Genomic DNA, 16,898 nt, shown 5'->3' on the forward strand with positions numbered 1-16,898 from the left:
GTCGGGCGATCAGACTCGGGGCATGACGGCGGACGAACAGCAGGGTGACGAGCACGGGGACGACGCCCGCGAGGCGGCGCCCGGGCGCGACGAAGCGACCGAACCCCAGGCTGCGACCGTATCTCAGCCTGTGACCGAGCCCGATGAGACGACCGAACGTGAGGCGACCGAGCCCGATGGGACGACCGGGCGCGAAGAGGTAACCGCGACCGGCGAGTCGACCGACACGGGTGAGACGGACGGGCAGGCCGCACGCGCCGCACAGCCTGCATCACTGCGTTCACGTGTGTGGGCGGTCGCGGATCGTGCGGAACGGGCCGTCAATCCGAACTATCCCGGGCTGGTGGTGGCCTGGATCTTCTTCCTCTGGGCGGTGTCGCCCTCACTGCTGCCGCGCACCTGGCTGTTCGAGGGCCTGGTCTGCGGGATCAGCGCGGCCATCGGATACGGCGTGGGTTGCGTGCTGGAGTGGGCCTTCAAGAAGTGGGTGCGGCCCCGGCTGCCGGAGTCGGCGGAGGGCCTTGCCAAGCTGTGGCATCCGACCGAGACGACGCGGGCGGTCGGCAAGGCCGCGATCCTGGTCGGGACCATCGTCGGCGCGGCCCTGGTGCTGGCGCGGTCGGCGCGCTGGCAGCGCGATCTCGAACTGCTGATGGGGATGACGCCCACCACCACCTCCAGCTACCTGCGCGCCGAACTGGTGGCGGCGGTGACCCTCGGGCTGGTGATCGCGGCGTATCGCCTGGTGCGGTGGCTGATCCGGCTGATCGTGCGGTTGCTCAACATCGAATGGCGGGTGCCGCGGAACATCGCCTACCCGGGCGCGGTGATCGTGGTCGCGGTGGTCGCGGTGCTGCTGTTCCAGGGTGTGCTGGCGAAAGCCTTCTTCTCCGTGGCGAATTCGGCGTTCAGCCTGCGCAACGACAAGACCTCGCCGAGCGCCGTTCAGCCGCAGCTGCCCGAAAGGTCCGGCAGCCCACAGTCACTGGCGCCCTGGGATACGCTCGGGTCGGAGGGCCGCTGGTTCGTCGCCACCGCGCCGACGGCCGACCGGATCGCCCAGGTCACGGGAAAGCCCGCGCGCGAACCGATTCGGGTGTACGCGGGCCTGGACTCGGCGAACACGCAGCAGGACATCGCCGATCTGGTGGTGCGGGAACTGGATCGCACGCACGCCTTCGAGCGCAAGGTGCTGGTCGTGGTCACCACCACCGGAACCGGCTGGGTGGACTCCACCACCGCCTCGTCCATCGAGTACATGTACGGCGGTGACACCGCCATCGCCGCCACCCAGTACTCCTACCTGCCGAGCGTGCTCTCGTTCCTCTCCGACCGCCAGAAGGCCACCGAGTCCGGGAATGCGGTGGTCCACGCCGTCCATGAGCGCTGGGCGCAGCTGCCGCCCGGCCGGCGCCCGAAACTGCTGGTGTACGGGGAGAGTCTGGGCTCGCAGGGCTCCGAGGGCGCCTTCACCGGACTCGACGACATCCGCACCATGGTCGACGGCGTGTTGTGGGTCGGCCCGCCCAACTCCAACCGGATCTGGAGTCAGCTCGTGCAGCGCCGTGATCCGGGAACGCCGGAGATCCTGCCCATCTACGCCGACGGCCTGATCGTCCGCTTCGCCGCCACCGCACCGGAACTGGGCCGACCGGACCGGCAGTGGTTCGACCCGCGCGTGGTGTATCTGCAGCACGCCTCCGACCCGATCGTCTGGTGGTCGCCGGATCTGCTGTTCACGCAACCGGATTGGCTGAAGGAACCGCGCGGTGCGGACGTCTCCAAGTCCATCCGCTGGTGGCCGATCGTCACCTTCTGGCAGATCAGCGCGGACCTGGCGAACGCCCAGGGCGTCCCGTCGGGCCACGGCCACCGCTACGGCGATCTGCCCCTGGACGGCTGGGTCGCGGTGGCCCAGCCGCAGGACTGGAACCCGGACCTGGAACGCAGTATCCGCAAGGCCCTCGACGAGGACATCACCTGGGAATACGCCCACAAATAGCCGCTGCACAGCGATCGGCCCGTATCCAGCGGAACCTGGGTTCCGATCATCGGGACTATTTCGGATCGAAACACCGCGTTGGCCATAGCTTCGAGGGCAGGAAACTCTGGTACGAGGAGGAACGCCCGCATGACTAACAAGGTGCTCGATCGGGTCCGCGATCTGCTGCCCGCGATCCGGGAACGCGCGGTTCAGGCCGAGGAGCAGCGGCGGGTGCCCGACGCCAGCATTGCCGAGCTCACCGAGGCCGGCGTGTTCCGCATGCTCCAGCCGGCCCGCTTCGGCGGCCTGGAGGAGTCGCCGGTCGCCTTCTACGAGGTGATCCGCACGATCGCCACCGTCTGCCCGTCCACCGCCTGGGTGTCCTCGGTGCTGGGCGCGCACCCCTGGCAGCTGGCTCTGTTCGAGGACCAGGCCCAGCAGGACGTGTGGGCCGCCGACCCCGACACCCTGGTGTCCTCCTCTTACGCGCCGACCGGCAAGCTGACCCCGGTCGAGGGCGGCTACGAGATCTCGGGCCGCTGGGCCTTCTCCTCGGGCTGCGACCACGGCCAGTGGGTGTTCCTGGGAGCGCTGGTGCCGACCGAGAGTGGCATGGACTACTACACGGTCCTGGTGCCGCGCACCGATTACCGCATCGAGGACACCTGGAACGTGTCGGGCCTGTCCGGCACCGGTTCCAACGACATCGTCATCGAGAAGGCCTTCGTGCCGGCCCACCGCGCCTACTCGGCCGCGGACCAGGCCAACCTGGTCGGCCCCGGCCAGCAGGTGAATACCTCTCCGCTGTACAAGATTTCGTTCGGCGCGCTGTTCTCCAACACCATCACCGCCCCGATCATCGGCGCGGCCCAGGGCGCGTACGAGGCGCACATCGAGCGCCAGCGCGAGCGGGTGCGGCTGTCCTACGGTGGGCAGAAGGTGTCGGAGGATCCCTTCGCCCACGTCCGGATCGCCCGTGCGGCTTCGGAAATCGACGCCGCCGTGCTCCAGATGGAGCGCAATATGGGCGAGCAGCTGCGCTACGCGCGGGCCGGTGAGGAGATCCCGTTCGAGCTGCGCCTGGCCACCCGCCGCGATCAGGTGCGCGGCACCGAGCGTGCGCTCGAGGCGATCGACCTGCTGTTCAAGAACTCCGGCGGCCACGCCATCCGCCGCCCGAACATCATCGAGCGCAACTGGCGTGACGCGCACGCCGGCAGCGTGCACGTGATCAACGATGTGGAGCGGGCGCTGGCCATGTACGGCAAGGGCGCCATGGGCCTCGAGGTCGCGGATCGGATGCTCTGATGACCCTGACCGCGGAGAACACCACCCGCTGGGTGACGGTCGACGGCCTCGAGCTCCGCTATCACGAGGCCGGCGAGGGCCCGGTGCTGGTGCTGCTGCACGGCTCCGGTGCGGGCGTGTCCGGCTGGGCCAACTTCGGTGACAACCTGCCGGTGCTGGCGCAGCACTTCCGCTGCCTGGTCCTGGATCAGCCGGGCTTCGGCGAGAGCGGCCGCCCGGAGGTGTACGAGCGCAATTACCTGCGTATCGCAGCCGACGCGGTGATCGGGCTGCTCGACGAGCTGGGCATCGAGAAGGCGCATGTGCTCGGCAATTCCATGGGCGGCACCGTCGCGACCCTGCTCGCGCTCGAACACCCGGGCCGAGTCGATCGCGTGGTGCTGATGGCGCCCGGCGGCGTCGGTGTGAACGTGCTCGGACCCGAACCGTCCGAGGGCATTACACGGCTCATGGAGTTCAACGCCAACCCCACCGACGAGAAGGCCATGGGCTTCCTGCGGGCCATGGTCTACAACCAGGCCACGCTCACCGAGGAACTGGTGGCCAAGCGCCTGAAGGCCGCGGCCGATCCGAAGGCCCAGGCCGCCCTGCGCGACGCCTACGCCACCTTCTACAACCCGAAGCTGGCCGAGCCGGTCCCGCTGTGGGCGCGGTTGAAGGGCATCACGCAGGAGGTGCTCATCCTGTGGGGCCGCGATGACCGGGTCACCCCCGTGGAGGGCTCGCTCTTCGCCGCCCGGCAGCTACCGAACGCGGACCTGCGCACCTTCGCCCGCTGCGGTCACTGGGTCATGGTGGAGCGCAAGGACGCCTTCGAGCGGTCCGTGGTCGATTTCCTGAACAACGGCCTGTAGCAAGCGATTTCCGGTGACTCGGGGGTGGGATTTCCCACCCCCGAACTCGTTTTACCGGATCCGGCCCGGCGCTACAGTCCGAGCATGACGTGGACAGCCCCGGACATCACCCGGTCCGCCCAGGTGCTCGTCGGTGACGAGCGGGCCATGCTGCAATCCCTGCTCACCCGCGGCCGCGAGATCCTGCTCTGGAAATGCCAGGGGCTCACCGGCGCCCAGCTCGCGACCCGCAGCGTGGCACCGTCCACCATGTCCCTGCTCGGCCTGATCCGGCACATGACCGAGGTGGAACGCGGCTGGTTCCGCAAGCGGGCCGCAGGGGAGCCGGTCGGCTACCTCTACTCCAGCGGTCCGGGCCAGGGCGGCGACTTCGACGACCTCGTCGCCGAGCATGCCGAAGCCGACTACGCCCGCTTCCTCGCGGAAATCGCCGTGTGCGACAAGGCCATTGCGGACCTGCCGCTGGACCACACCGCCGTGCACCCCCGCACCGGCGCCGACCTCTCCCTGCGCTGGATCTACCTGCACATGATCGAGGAGTACGGCCGCCACGACGGCCACGCCGACCTGCTGCGCGAACGCATCGACGGCGCCACCGGCTATTGAGGCCGCCGCCGGATCTACAGATTGTGTTCGTGCGCCCAGGCGGCCAGCTGCGTCCGGGAGGTGAGCCCGAGCTTGGTGAGGATGTGCTCGACGTGGGTCTCGGCCGTGCGGACCGAGATGACCAGGTCGGCGGCGATGCGCTTGTTGCTGTGACCGGCCGCGACCAGGCGGGCCACATCCTTCTGCCGACGGGTCAGCACATTGGTTTCGGACAGGGTCGCGGTGGCCGCGCGCCGCGCGCGCTTCAAGGCGGGCGGCGGCGCAACGGGTTCCGGCGCGGCGGCGGTGCGGCCGAGCGCGTAGTCGATGGCCTCCTCCAGCGGCAGGCTCGCACCCGCGCCGAACGCGGTGCGGAACGCCTCCTCGCCCAGCGCATCCCGGACCTTGAGCCGCTCCTTCTCGCCGACCGCGACGGTGATGGTGTGCGCCAGCCGAATCGTGCTGCGTTGCAGGGATTCCGCCGCGCCCAGCAGGCGGGCGGCCCGCTCGTGGTCGCCGTCCGCGGAGACCGTCCAGGCCAGCCCCTCGAAGGCCGACGACAGCCAGATACAGCGCTCGAACAGGGCCAGCTCCTCGATGGCGCGGCCGTGGAATTCGGCGGCGGCCTCGAGTTCGCCGCGCCGCCAGTGGTCGATCCCGACCGTCCACAGCGCCAGCCCGCCCAGCAGGTGCGAACCGCTGTCGGTGGTGAGTTCCAGGAAGCGCTCGGCCAATTCGGTACGGCCCGGCGCCTCCAGCACCATGGCCGCCATGAAAGAGAAGGCGTGCGAGTCCATTTCGATGGCGTTCTGGCCGTGCGTGGCCGCGAGCTCGATGGCGCTGCGGCCCAGCTCCAGCGAACGCTCGCGGTCGCTGGCGGCGAAGGCCAGCAGCGACCGATCCAGCGCCACCTCGGCCATGATGTCGGTATCGCCCAGGGCGGCAGCCAATTCCATGCACTCGGCCACCAGGCGCGTGGCGGACTCCTGATCGCCGAGTAGGGCGGCCAGCGAGGCCGCTGAGGACAACGCCTTGGCGCGCTCGGCGGTGCGCTCCGGGTTGCGCGCCAGCGAATCCGTGAGCCAGCGATAGCCCTCGGACAGGAAGCGGTTGTGCTCCCAGAACGGGCGCAGCACGGTCACCGTGGCCATGGTGCGCAGCGGTTCGTCCTCCAGGCCCGTGCGCAGGGCTGCACGCAGATTCGCGTGCTCGCGGCTCAGCTCCCGGAACCACTCCACGTCCTCCGCGGTCCAGTACGCGGTCTGCCCGCGCATGGCCAGCTGCCGGTAGTGCTCGCGGTGCCGCGCCCGAACCTCCTGGTCCGTACCGCGTTCGGCGAGCCGGTCGGCGGCGAACTGACGTATCGGCTCCAGCATCGAGTACCGGGCGACATCCCCGTCGAAGCGCAGCATCACCACCGACTTGTCCACCAGCCCGGTCAGCGCCTCCATCAGCGACGCGGACCCCAGCTCGCACACCGCCTCCGCGGCGTCGATGTCGAAACCGCCGGCGAACACCGAAAGCTGTTCCCACAGCGCCTGTTCCGCTGCGGTACAGAGGTCGTAGCTCCAGCGGATCGCGCCCTCGATGGTCTGCTGGCGCTGCGGAGCGGTGCGCGGCCCGGCACTGAGCAGCCCCATGGTGTCGTCGAGTCGGTCCAGAATCTGCTCCGGCGTGAACATGCGCAGCCGCAACGCCGCCAGCTCCAGCGCGAGCGGCATGCCTTCGAGGCGGCGGCAGATCTCCGCCAGCACCGGCCGGTTGCCGGGGGTGGCCTGGAAGCCCGGGTTGGCGGCGCTGGCGCGCTCGATGAACAGCTGCAGCGCGTCACTGTCCTCGCCGGCGGTCTGGGCCACGGTCAGCGGCGGCACCGGCATGACCTGTTCGCCCGGTATCCCGAGTACCTCGCGGCTGGTGGCAAGCACCCGCACATCCGGTGTGGTGGCGATGATCCGGCCGACCAGCGCGGCGCACGCCTCGATCAGATGCTCACAGTTGTCCAGAATGAGCAGCAGCCGCTTGTCGGCCAGGAATTCGGTGAGCCGGGGCAGGGGAGCGGTGGATTCGTCGCGCAGATTCAACGCCTCGGCGACGCTCAGCGTGACCAGCGCCGGATCCTGCACATCGGCCAGCTCGACCAGCCACACGCCGTCGGGGAACGCGCGTGCGACGAGGTGCCCGATCTGTCGTGACAGGCGGGTCTTTCCCATGCCACCGGGACCCAGCAGGGTGAGCACCCGGGTGGTGGGCAGCAGGCGCTTCGCAGTAGCCAGCTCTTCGCGGCGGCCGACGAAGCTAGTTACCTCTTCGGGGAGGTTTCCATTGACACGCCGCGCCATGGCGTTCAACCTATGTGATTTGCTGCATTCTGTGCCAGCAAGCCCGCATAAACGCAGCTCGCGGCCGTTCCTGATGTGTGCGGCGATACACTCGACCGGGTGCCGAGCCGAACGCGCCGAGCCCGTCTGGCGGATGTCCACGAATTGGCGACCGGTATGCCGCACGTGACCGTCGAGCACGGGCCCGCGGGCAACCCCGTCTACCAGGTCGGCCGCAAGTCCTTCGTCTACTTCCGGACCCCGCGCCCGGACGCCGCCGACCCGGAGACGGGAGAGCGGTACGACGACGTCATCATCTTCTGGGTGCCGTCGGAGGACGACAAACTGGCCCTCACCCAGGACCCGGATTCACCGTTCTTCACGACCCCGCACTTCCAGGGGCATCTCTCGGTCCTGGTGCGCGGCAGTCGAATTCCCGAACTGAGCCTGCAGGAGCTCACCGAGGTCGTGCAGGACGCCTGGCTTTCGCGCGCCTCGGTGGCCAGGGCACGACGGTGGCTGGCCGAAAACGCGCCCGGGACAGGGAAATCCGGCTGAGGTTCAGGCCGGGGAGGTTGCCGGGGCCAGTGCGCCGCGCAGGGCGTCGATGATCAGCATGCGCGCCTCGCTGCCTTCGGGAGTCGGCGTCAGGGGATAGACATGGACCAGTTCGGGCGCCTCGTGATAGTCGACCTCGACACCGGCGGCCCGGGCCTTGCCCACCATGATCCGGGTGTCGGGCAGGAGGATGTCGCGGGTGCCGCAGAAGACGGTGAGTGGGCCGAGACCGGTGAAGTCGGCGAACAGCGGGCTGACCAGCGGGTCGGTGATCGAGAGCGGGCCGCGCCAGTGGTCGCCGAGAACCAGGCCGCCATCGCGTCCCAGCCAGGGATCCTCGGACTGGACGGTGAGGATCTCCGGATTGCTCAGGCTCAGGTCCAGGGCGGGTGAAATCAACACTGTCCGAGGCACAGCCGGTTGCTGCTCGTCGCGGAGCAGGACCGCCGTGGACAACGCGATCTGGCCGCCCGCCGAATCTCCCGCCAGGCAGACCTCGCCGTACTGGTCCCGATTGGCGCGAACAAGGTTCGCGAAGGCCGGGATCACCTGGTCGGCGGTGCCGTAGGGGATGAGCGGATAGATCGGCACCGTCACCGTCGTGCCCGCCTCGGCCGCGATATCGGCGGCCAGCTGCCAATGCTGCCGGGCGACCTCATTGACCCAGCCGCCGCCGTGGCAGTACACGACATTGCCTCGGGCGCGGCCGGATCGGGGCGTGAGGGTGTAGATCGGCCAGCCGTTCTCCCGGCGCACCTCGATGGTCACATCCGAACGCAACAGGCGCGGCGGGCCGTAGGCCTGGGGCCGGAGGCTGCGCTCCCGAATGTGCTCGCGCGCACCTTCGGCGCTGATGAACGGCCGATTGGCCCGGACGACCCGCAGGTACGCGGGCACCGCCCGACTGAGCAAGCTGGGCATCAGCGCCTCCCGTGCGGTAGTCCGACTGCGGCCTCGACCATACCGAATCGGACCGATGCCCTCAGCTGTGTTCGATGACCGCGCCGGTGAGGAAGGCGGACATGGCGGCGGCGACGGCGTCCGGCTGATCCAGCATCGACAGGACGTAGGCGTCGTCGATCTCGACCAGGCGAGCCTTGGGAATCAGCTCGGCCAGGCGCCGGCCGTGCTCGCGAGGCATCACCTTGCCGGCCGACGACCACAGGATCAGCGCCTCACCCGGAAAGTCGCGCAGCGCTTCGGTATTCGCGATGAGCTCGGCCTTGTCGCGGCGGGATCGGGCGTAGGCGAGCAGATCGCGCTGAATCCGCTTGTCCCGCAGGCCGGGATCGGTCCAGCCGCGGATGATGTCGTCGCTGAGCGGGTAGCGCGCCATCCAGCCGAACAGCAGCGGTGAGGAACGCAGCCACCGGACGCGTAACTGCTTGAGCGCCAGTGTGATTCCACCGGGCAGCGCCGCACCCACGATGGCGGTCTTGCCGGGCAGGCCGGGTGGGAAGTTGGCGAAGGCCTCGCAGGGCAGCACGATCAACCGGCCGACGCGCTCGTCGAGGCCGTAGGCGGTGAGGAAGAGCCCGCCGCCCCAGTCGCTGTGCACCAGGGTGACGTCGCGCAGGTCCAGGGCGGCAAGGAAATCCGCGACCAGCTGATTGAGCCCGCGCATGGTCAGATCCGTGCCCTCGCGCAAAGGCTCCGGATGCGACCCGAGCGGCAGATCCGGCAACAGGTACCGGAAGCCCTCCGGCAGCTTGCCGATCACCTCGTCCCACACCGTGTGGTTCATCAGCAGCCCGTGCAACAGCACCACCGCTGGCCCCTCGCCCCGCTCGGCGTAGTGCACCCGTCCCGCACTCAGCTCGACAGTCGGCATGATATCTCCCCTCTAGAGCACACGCTCTAGTGCGTTTGCTCTAGTCTGGACGGGTGAGCGAGAAGCTGTCAACCACCACCCGGGATCGCCTGGTCACCGCCGTCGCCGAGCTCATGCGCGTCCAGGGCTACAGCGCGATCACCGTCAAACAGATCACCTCGGCGTCGGGCGCCCCGATGGGCTCGCTCTACCACCACTTCCCCGCCGGGAAGTCGGCCATCGCCGCCGAGGCCCTGCGCGTCTCGGGCGCCGCCTACATCCAGCTGCTACCGCTCCTGATGGACGCCCACGACGACCTCCGCGAAGCCGTTCCGGCCGCCTTCACCGCCGCCGCGGAAACCATCGAGCAGGCCGGCTGGATGAACATGTGCCCGGTCGGCACCGTGGCCGGGGAAGTGGCCGACAGTGAACCCGGAATCCGTGACGTGGCAGCAGAAGTCATGAACTCCTGGATCGACGAGGGCACAGCCTATTTCATCCGCCGTGGCCTGGAAGCGGCCGGCGCCCGGGAATTGATGATTGCGATTCTCGGTGCGCTTGAAGGGGCTTTCATTCTCAGTCGGACCCTGCGATCGGCGGAGCCGCTTCTGGTGGCCGGCAAAGCGATGGGTGCTCGTGTGTCGGAAATTATTAAAAGGCAAGGGATACTGGACATTTCGTGTTCCTAGCATATCTTCGCGGCGGTAAAATCAATGCATGAACTCGGCGGGGGTGACGCTCGAAGCATGTGGTATCGCTGAATTGGCGGCCGTCGTCGAGACCCTGTCGAATTCGGTCCTGCACGGCAACCTGAACCGATTCTCCGACGCTGATGTCGTGGAGTTGATGCAGCGGCTGGAGACCTGCAAACGTCAACTGTCGGCGTTGGATTCACGTTTGATCATCGAGGCCGCGAATCGCTTGCTGCCTGCGCCCCAGGAACAGCGGCAACCCGTCGGCGTCGAGGACCGTCAGCGCGATTCCGGCTGCAACCGCCTCCGTGACCGCCGGTGGCCCTCGCCCCCGCTGGCTCACCGGTTCTCGCCGATTGCAGTAATCCCACATGCGGCTTAGGTGAGCGGGCTGGTAGGTGAAGGCGCGGACGTGAGCCCGGCCCCTCCCTTCTCCAGGCGTGTTTTGTCTTTCAATCTTTTGATCTTTTGGGTTTTGCGTCCCTTCGGACTTGACCTGAACCTTGGTTGAAGTTGGAGAGTGGGGTCATGCCGACCGAAACCACACTCAGTGCAGCCCCTTTCGATGCCAACACGATCGACACCCTCGCGCAGTCAGTGTCAGCCGCGACCGTGGTCGGGATCGGCGAGTCGACGCGTTTCGCTCAGGAGACGTTCGCCGTCCGCGACGAGTTGTTCCGAAATCTGGTCGTGCACCACGGATTCCGCACGCTGGCGATCCAGGACAGCGCCGATGTCGGTGAGACCCTGGATGCCTACGTGCGAGAGGGTAGTGGGACGGCGGTATCGGCCCTCGACCTGGCCTGGCGTCCCTGGCGCACAGCGGAGATGGCTGCGGCACTGACCTGGATTCGCGAGTTCAATGGGGCCCATCCCGGCGATGAAGTGCGCGTCATCGGCGTCAAGCCGGCCCAGGCCAAGCCGGAGGATTACGACGCCGTCCTCGATGCGGTCCGAACCCAGGACCCGGATAGCCTGGCCGGCCTCGCTGCTCATCTGGAGCCCATCCGCACCGCCCACACGCTGGACGAGCACGTCCAGCGTGCCCGAGGTGTCCACCCGGGTCGCCCGTTCCTCGACCACGCCCGCGACGCCTCGACGCTCCTCGCCTCGATCCCGGATATCAGCGAAACCGTCCGGGCCCGAATGGCTCTGATCGAGGACTTCCACCGCCACAGCGTCGCGGGCCGCGGCAGCTACGCGGGCGAAGCCGAACCGTGGGCCTCCTCGATCATCGGCCACCACCAGCGCACCGGACTGCGGACCGTATACTGGGATGGCATATCGCATGTCTCCGCCGATGATGCGGCTCTCGGTCTGGCCCGGGACCAGGTCTCCAAGTCCAGTGTGGGCAGCGTTCTGCGTGAGCATTTCGGCCGCGACTACGCCCCGGTGGCCATCGGGTTCCACCACGGCAATGTCGGTGTGGCCGAGATCCCCGCCCCCGCACCGGATTTCCTGGACGCGGCGCTGGGTGAGATGGGCCTTCCGAAACTCTGGCTCGACATGCGAACCGCCCCGATCGCGGCTCCCGCCAAGATGCGCGTGATCAGCGGCGTCTACGACCCGGTCCGGGATGCGGACGAGCACTTGGCGATTCGCGACCTGTCGAAGGCCTTCGACATTCTCGTCCACATCCGGGAGGTGACCCCGGTCCACTGGCTGCCGTGAATCCCACGGCCATCCAGCGCGTCTCCGTCACATACGCTGCCGCGGTGAGCGAAGACCTGAGTGAAGAGTTCCGGCACCCGACGGAAGAGCAACGGCGGCAACGCAATGCGGAGGCCAACCAGTGGTGGGCGCGGAACTACGGACGCCGCGTGGAACTCGGTAGCTTCGGTCAGGCCATGTCGGTATTGCTCGCCGCCGAACCCGATGCGTGGTCCCGGACCGAGATCGACGGCGTCTACGCGAAATTGGGGTGGGAATCGACCGGGGACTCCGCTGAGCCGACTGCTGCGACCGCAGGAGGCGCGGAGCTCGTCGCGGCAGAGACCCCGCGTTCGATCACGGCGCCGGGCTTCGGATACGGGGAGATCAAACAGCTCCGGTTGTCGTACCCCTGTCCGCCCGCACTCGTCGATCACGTGTTCACGACCGCGCTGGCCGAGTGCATCGGTGTCCTCGGCGAACCGGATCTGGTGGGCGGCCCGGGCGCCCTGGCGATCTGGCTGCGCCCCGACGACATCGTGACGCTGGGCCGATCGATCCGCCCGATCGAGGTGAGCCTGCGAATCGAGCCGCGCGGACCGCGCACGGTCGAGCGCGAATTCGACTGGGAGTACGACGAGGACCACCGGCCCACCGAAGACTGGCTGGCGTGGCCGGACGAGTCGCGCCGCACGGAGGTCGGCGCCCTCGGATACAAGGAGCCCGACGCGGTGACCCTCGACGAACTCGACGACCACATCGACCGGTTGTTCCTCTCCCTGGCCGTGGATCTCCCGGTCCTGCATCCGCTGGTGCCGCACGCGATCTGGGTCCTCACCCTCGCCGACGAGCCGGAGTGGGTGGCGCAGGGCTTCTTCGCCTCCAACGCCCAGTCCCGCCTGGAGGTGCGCGAGCAGGGCGGGGTGCGCGGCGAGATGTTCAATCACGGTGTCGCCTCGGCGCGGCAGATCGCAGCGGAGACGAAAGCCGCCATCCGCCGCTCGGGCGCGAAATATCCGTCGGACTTGCGGTTTCAGGCGTGGCTGTCACCCTCGAAGCCCGGGTTGCAGGCCTTCCGGCTCGGGCTGCAGTGGGACGAGCGGGAGCCGGAGGACACCTGACGCCCGCGCTACCCCGGGGATATGGCTACCCGACCGCGGGTATATGGGGGAGCTGGTGACTCATCCGATCGCGCTTGGTGGCGAGGTAGTGCACATTGTGCTCGGTCGGCTGGGTCTGCAGGGGGATTCGCGCGTGCACCGCGATGCCGTTGGCCTGCAGGCCGGACTGCTTCGCCGGGTTGTTGCTGAGCAGGCGCACCGACCGCACACCCAGATCGGCGAGGATGCGGGCGGCGGCGCCGTAGTCGCGGGCATCGATGGGCAGGCCCAGGCGGACGTTCGCGTCCACGGTGTCCGCGCCCGCATCCTGGAGTTCGTAGGCGCGGAGCTTGTTGAGCAGGCCGATGCCCCGGCCCTCCTGGCCGCGCAGGTAGACGATGACGCCGCGCCCGGCCTCGGCGACGGCTTCCAGGGCGGCGTCGAGTTGCTCGCCGCAGTCGCAGCGCAGCGAGCCGAAGGCGTCGCCGGTGAGGCATTCGGAATGCACTCGGGCGAGGGTGTTCTCGCCCGACGGGTCGCCGTGGACGAGAGCGAGGTGTTCCGCGCCGGTGTGGGCATCGGAGTAGCCGTAGACGCGGAAGTCGCCGAAGCGGGTGGGCAGCCGGGTCTCGACCACGCGGGTGATGCCGTGCTCCAGCTGCTTCCGATGCGCGATCAGGTCGGCGATGGAGACCAGTGGGATACCCCATTCCCGCGCCATGACCAGCAGGTCGGGCAGGCGAGCCATGCTGCCGTCGTCATTGACGACCTCGGCGATGACACCGGCCGGACGCAGCCCGGCCAACCGCATCAGGTCGACGGCGGCCTCGGTGTGGCCCGGACGGCCCAGCACGCCACGGGGATTCGCGCGCAACGGGAACACGTGCCCGGGCCGGGAGAGCTGGGCCGCGGTGGTGCGCGGGTCGGCCAGCAGGCGCATGGTGCAGGCCCGGTCGGCGGCCGAGATGCCGGTGCTGACACCGGAAACGGCGTCCACCGAGACGGTGTAGGCGGTGCCCTTGGGGTCCTCGTTGACCGAGGTCATCGGCGGCAGCTGGAGGCGGTCGCAGTCCTCACCGGCCATGGGCACGCAGAGCACGCCGCTGGTGTGCCGCACCAGGAACGCGATGTTCTCCGCGGTCGCGTGCTCGGCGGCCAGGATCAGATCGCCTTCGTTCTCACGGCTCTCGTCGTCCACGACCAGCACCATGCCGCCGCGGGCCACCGCCGCCACCGCGGCTGCGATCGAGTCGAGTTCACCGGTCATCGTCGACCACCTCCTCCGGCCGCACGGGCTGGCGACCTATTTCCAATCGAAATATGACGAGTGCGGAACAACGAGGTGAGGTCCCGCTCAGCGGTCAGGAAAGTGCGGTCACTGCACGCCTCGGGTCATAGTGGTGACGGAGTTTTCCAGTACGCCACAACGGCCCGGAGGCGAATCGCCTCCGGGCCGTTGTTCATTCGGTTGTCAGTGCCTCACACGAAAGTCAGTGCGCGGCACCACCGGTGGCCGCGGTCCGGCCGTGTTTCATGATCAGCGCGCCGATCAGCGCCACCGCGGCCGAGATGGCCACGAAGTAGAAGCTGATCTCGTAGCCCTTGTCGGCGTAGAGCAGCGGAATGTCCTTGGTGACCGGCGCCGCGCCCGTCACCGACACCACGGCCCTGACCGGATTGGCGTTCAGGAACGCCGTGGCCACCGCTATTCCGATGCCGGCGCCCATGGCCTGCATGACGCCCAGCATGCCCGCGCTGATGCCCTGCTGTTGTGCCGGAACGCCTTCCACGATGAGGTTCGGCGTCGAGGCGTAGTACAGACCGAACGCGATGCCGTACACCGCGCCGACCAGGGCCTGCGTCTGCCAGCCGTGCGAGAGCGCCGCATAGGCCAGAGCACTGCCGGTGGAGATGGTCAGCGCCGTCACCAGCGGCCATCGTGCGCCGGAGCGTCGGATCCACAGGCCGCCGAGGAATCCGAAGAGCATGGCGATCAACGATTGTGCGAGCGTCACGTGGGTGGCGAACCGCAGCAGTGAGAGATTGTCACCGTAGGTGTATCCCGGATTCAGATCCACCTTGACCATGTCCGGCGGCAAGTGCTGGTACACCATCTCCGGCGGCACCTGCGAGTTCACGACTTCCGGTGTCACCTGCGCATTCACCTTGTCCGTCAGTGTCTTGACGACATCCGGCGGCAGGTCCACGCCCGGCGGCAGCGCAGCCTTGGCCTGTGCCTCGGCCGCGGCGAGCCCCTGGGCTCGCGCCTGGGTGAGAGCCTGGGCTTGTGCCTGGGCCAGCGCACCGGTCTTCACCTGATCCCAGGTGGCATCCTTCACCTGCTGGACCACCTGCGAGGACGGCGGCGACTGGGTCATATACCCGGTGGCGTAGGACTGGTAGCCGATCATGAACGAGGCCAGCAGACCGATGAACAGCACCACGCTGACGCGCGGATTGAACAACAGCTTCATGTCCATGATCGGTTGCTTCGCACGCATTTCCACGATCGGGAACAGCGCGAGCAGTACCAGGCCGCCGATCAGCCAAGCGAGGGTGGAGGGCTTGGTCCAGCCCCAGTCCTGGCCCTTGTCCAGATACAGCAGCGTCAGGACCGCGCCCGCACCGAGCAGCACCGCGCCGATGATGTCCAGTCGCTGCGGGGTGCGTAGCTTCGACTCCGGAACCACGAGGATCAGCAGCGGAATCATGATCAGCGTGAAGATGAACAGGAACCAGAACAGTCCGCGCCAGCTGTAGTGATCGGTGATCCAGCCGCCGATGATCGGGCCCGCGAGCGCGGACACACCCAGACCGGTGGAGGCGATGCCGAGGCCGATCGGAACCATCTTGCGCGGCATCAGGTCCCGGATCAGACCGTAGGACACCACGGTGGTCGCGATGGCGGTCGCCTCCAGCGCACGGCCCACCAGGAAGACGGCCCAGCTACTGGTGAGGGCGCACATGGCGGTGCCGATCAGGAAGAGCACGCCGCAGACCAGGAACATCTTCTTCTTGCCCCAGATGTCGCTGAGCTTGCCGATCAGCGGGGACACGGCGGCACCGAAGATGCCGAAGATGATGATGGCCCAGTTGATGTTCGCGCCCTGGCTGGGGAACGTGGGCGCGATCTGCCGCAGCGCCGACGCGACCATGACGTACTGCATCGGGGAGACCTCGGTGAACAGCACGATGATCGCGAGGACCGACCAGACCCTCAGGGTCGATGCGCCGTCGAGGCGGCCGGATTCGTCAGGCGCGGAGCCAGGTGGCACCGCGGTGTCGACGGAGGTGGACATTGGCGTCCTCCAGGGTGGGTAGTAACACGATGGCGTGAACCGTGTCACACACCCGGGGTGCCGACTATGGCCAAGTCCGTTCAGTGGGAATCGCTGGAATTCTGCTTCTTCGCAGGCTTCCGGCGGCTACGCTGTCTCGCCAATTTGTCCAAATCCGCCAGCAGGTCCTCGGCGAATTCCTTTTCGGCCTCGTAATGCTTGACGCACCAGCGCAATACCGCGCTGGGATATGCCCAGTCCGGATTCACATCCGCGCCCTCGGCGTCGGCCTGTGCGCGCCGCCGCATGGTCTCGGTGTATTCGATGTGCTGGGTGAGGATTTCGCGCATGCGCTCGGGCTCGGCCAGGTGCCCCAGCCAGGCACGCAGCATCACGCTGTGCTTGAGGACGGGGGCCTCGACGGGGGAGTGGTTGACCCAGTTCGACGCCGCTTCGCGCCCGCTCTCGGTAATGGCGTACATGCGTTTGCCGCGCATCCCGTCCTCGGACACCACGGTCCGGGAGATGGCGTAGCCGTGCTTTTCCAAACGCTTGAGTTCGGCGTAGATCTGGCTGAACGACGGACTCCAATAGAAGAACTGCAGACTCCAGTCGGCCCATTTCTTCAGGTCGTATCCGGACAGTTCTTCGGCATGCGAGAGCATTCCGAGAACCGCCCACGCCGTTGTGGGAAGTTCCGGAATCGCCTGCACCTCTTCGGCAGGCACGCCATCGGTCATGATCGAACTGTATCGCCCCCG

Annotated in this window: 15 protein-coding genes; 9 read left to right on the forward strand and 6 right to left on the reverse strand. The window is 68.0% G+C overall.

Annotated elements, in window-relative coordinates; translation table 11 throughout:
* Positions 1-22 precede the first annotated feature (22 nt).
* The 4 genes from ACIRRA_RS18820 (at position 23) to ACIRRA_RS18835 (ending at position 4,752) form a co-directional block, all read left to right on the forward strand.
* Positions 23-2,002: an alpha/beta hydrolase gene (locus ACIRRA_RS18820; protein WP_402769347.1), complete on the forward strand. Its 1,980-nt coding sequence runs from the start codon at positions 23-25 to the stop codon at positions 2,000-2,002.
* A gap of 129 nt (positions 2,003-2,131) precedes the next feature.
* Positions 2,132-3,292: a 3-hydroxy-9,10-secoandrosta-1,3,5(10)-triene-9,17-dione monooxygenase oxygenase subunit gene (gene hsaA, locus ACIRRA_RS18825; protein WP_402769349.1), complete on the forward strand. Its 1,161-nt coding sequence runs from the start codon at positions 2,132-2,134 to the stop codon at positions 3,290-3,292.
* A complete protein-coding gene (locus tag ACIRRA_RS18830; protein WP_402769352.1) occupies positions 3,292-4,146 on the forward strand; it encodes an alpha/beta fold hydrolase in 855 nt (284 codons plus the stop codon). Before hsaA ends, ACIRRA_RS18830 begins: the two co-directional genes overlap by 1 nt.
* 84 nt (positions 4,147-4,230) lie before the next feature.
* Complete coding sequence (locus tag ACIRRA_RS18835; RefSeq protein WP_402769354.1) at positions 4,231-4,752, forward strand: DinB family protein; 522 nt, start codon at positions 4,231-4,233, stop codon at positions 4,750-4,752.
* 14 nt (positions 4,753-4,766) lie between these two features.
* Here the strand turns inward: ACIRRA_RS18835 and ACIRRA_RS18840 are convergent, their stop codons facing one another.
* Positions 4,767-7,070, reverse strand: coding sequence for a LuxR C-terminal-related transcriptional regulator (locus ACIRRA_RS18840; protein WP_402769356.1), 2,304 nt, complete (start codon positions 7,068-7,070; stop codon positions 4,767-4,769).
* Positions 7,071-7,226: 156 nt separating this feature from the next.
* Here ACIRRA_RS18840 and ACIRRA_RS18845 point away from each other — a divergent pair, with 156 nt between their 5' ends.
* Positions 7,227-7,607 (forward strand): hypothetical protein, encoded by a 381-nt coding sequence (locus ACIRRA_RS18845; protein WP_402769847.1) that lies wholly within the window; start codon positions 7,227-7,229, stop codon positions 7,605-7,607.
* Positions 7,608-7,610: 3 nt separating this feature from the next.
* Here ACIRRA_RS18845 and ACIRRA_RS18850 read toward each other — a convergent pair whose 3' ends face one another.
* Positions 7,611-8,528 (reverse strand): alpha/beta hydrolase fold domain-containing protein, encoded by a 918-nt coding sequence (locus tag ACIRRA_RS18850; protein ID WP_402769359.1) that lies wholly within the window; start codon positions 8,526-8,528, stop codon positions 7,611-7,613.
* A 61-nt stretch (positions 8,529-8,589) separates the two neighbouring features.
* Positions 8,590-9,438 (reverse strand): alpha/beta fold hydrolase, encoded by an 849-nt coding sequence (locus tag ACIRRA_RS18855; protein ID WP_402769362.1) that lies wholly within the window; start codon positions 9,436-9,438, stop codon positions 8,590-8,592.
* 53 nt (positions 9,439-9,491) lie between these two features.
* On the opposite strand from ACIRRA_RS18855, the gene ACIRRA_RS18860 reads away from it, so the two are divergent.
* From ACIRRA_RS18860 to ACIRRA_RS18875, 4 genes are all read left to right on the forward strand, one after another.
* Entirely contained in the window at positions 9,492-10,106 is a 615-nt protein-coding gene (locus ACIRRA_RS18860; RefSeq protein WP_402769364.1) for a TetR/AcrR family transcriptional regulator, read from the forward strand.
* A 28-nt stretch (positions 10,107-10,134) separates the two neighbouring features.
* Entirely contained in the window at positions 10,135-10,491 is a 357-nt protein-coding gene (locus tag ACIRRA_RS18865) for a hypothetical protein (protein ID WP_402769367.1), read from the forward strand.
* A gap of 146 nt (positions 10,492-10,637) precedes the next feature.
* Positions 10,638-11,780 carry an erythromycin esterase family protein gene (locus ACIRRA_RS18870; RefSeq protein WP_402769370.1) on the forward strand — a complete coding sequence of 381 codons (1,143 nt, stop codon included), beginning with the start codon at positions 10,638-10,640 and terminating at the stop codon, positions 11,778-11,780.
* 44 nt (positions 11,781-11,824) lie between these two features.
* The gene (locus ACIRRA_RS18875) at positions 11,825-12,880 is read left to right on the forward strand and encodes a hypothetical protein (RefSeq protein ID WP_402769373.1); all 1,056 of its coding nucleotides are present in this window, start codon (positions 11,825-11,827) and stop codon (positions 12,878-12,880) included.
* 25 nt (positions 12,881-12,905) lie between these two features.
* Here ACIRRA_RS18875 and ACIRRA_RS18880 read toward each other — a convergent pair whose 3' ends face one another.
* The 3 genes from ACIRRA_RS18880 to ACIRRA_RS18890 form a co-directional block, all read right to left on the reverse strand.
* Positions 12,906-14,126, reverse strand: a complete 1,221-nt coding sequence (locus tag ACIRRA_RS18880; protein ID WP_402769376.1) for a bifunctional 3,4-dihydroxy-2-butanone-4-phosphate synthase/GTP cyclohydrolase II — start codon at positions 14,124-14,126, stop codon at positions 12,906-12,908.
* Between the two features lie 223 nt (positions 14,127-14,349).
* Positions 14,350-16,158, reverse strand: a complete 1,809-nt coding sequence (locus tag ACIRRA_RS18885; RefSeq protein WP_402769379.1) for an MFS transporter — start codon at positions 16,156-16,158, stop codon at positions 14,350-14,352.
* Between the two features lie 80 nt (positions 16,159-16,238).
* Entirely contained in the window at positions 16,239-16,877 is a 639-nt protein-coding gene (locus ACIRRA_RS18890) for a PadR family transcriptional regulator (protein ID WP_402769382.1), read from the reverse strand.
* Positions 16,878-16,898 lie beyond the last annotated feature (21 nt).

The organism is Nocardia sp. NPDC101769, from assembly GCF_044766925.1.
In the GTDB taxonomy this organism is placed as follows: Bacteria; Actinomycetota; Actinomycetes; order Mycobacteriales; family Mycobacteriaceae; genus Nocardia.

Bases quoted from the DNA above. Each gene is read 5' to 3' on its own strand.
- ACIRRA_RS18865 (WP_402769367.1), top strand. From the start codon at position 10,135: ATGAACTCGGCGGGGGTGACGCTCGAAGCATGTGGTATCGCTGAATTG.
- hsaA (WP_402769349.1), top strand. From the start codon at position 2,132: ATGACTAACAAGGTGCTCGATCGGGTCCGCGATCTGCTGCCCGCGATC.
- ACIRRA_RS18845 (WP_402769847.1), top strand. From the start codon at position 7,227: ATGCCGCACGTGACCGTCGAGCACGGGCCCGCGGGCAACCCCGTCTAC.
- ACIRRA_RS18880 (WP_402769376.1), bottom strand. From the start codon at position 14,126: ATGACCGGTGAACTCGACTCGATCGCAGCCGCGGTGGCGGCGGTGGCC.
- ACIRRA_RS18840 (WP_402769356.1), bottom strand. From the start codon at position 7,070: ATGGCGCGGCGTGTCAATGGAAACCTCCCCGAAGAGGTAACTAGCTTC.
- ACIRRA_RS18870 (WP_402769370.1), top strand. From the start codon at position 10,638: ATGCCGACCGAAACCACACTCAGTGCAGCCCCTTTCGATGCCAACACG.
- ACIRRA_RS18855 (WP_402769362.1), bottom strand. From the start codon at position 9,438: ATGCCGACTGTCGAGCTGAGTGCGGGACGGGTGCACTACGCCGAGCGG.
- ACIRRA_RS18890 (WP_402769382.1), bottom strand. From the start codon at position 16,877: ATGACCGATGGCGTGCCTGCCGAAGAGGTGCAGGCGATTCCGGAACTT.
- ACIRRA_RS18885 (WP_402769379.1), bottom strand. From the start codon at position 16,158: ATGTCCACCTCCGTCGACACCGCGGTGCCACCTGGCTCCGCGCCTGAC.
- ACIRRA_RS18835 (WP_402769354.1), top strand. From the start codon at position 4,231: ATGACGTGGACAGCCCCGGACATCACCCGGTCCGCCCAGGTGCTCGTC.
- ACIRRA_RS18820 (WP_402769347.1), top strand. From the start codon at position 23: ATGACGGCGGACGAACAGCAGGGTGACGAGCACGGGGACGACGCCCGC.
- ACIRRA_RS18830 (WP_402769352.1), top strand. From the start codon at position 3,292: ATGACCCTGACCGCGGAGAACACCACCCGCTGGGTGACGGTCGACGGC.
- ACIRRA_RS18850 (WP_402769359.1), bottom strand. From the start codon at position 8,528: ATGCCCAGCTTGCTCAGTCGGGCGGTGCCCGCGTACCTGCGGGTCGTC.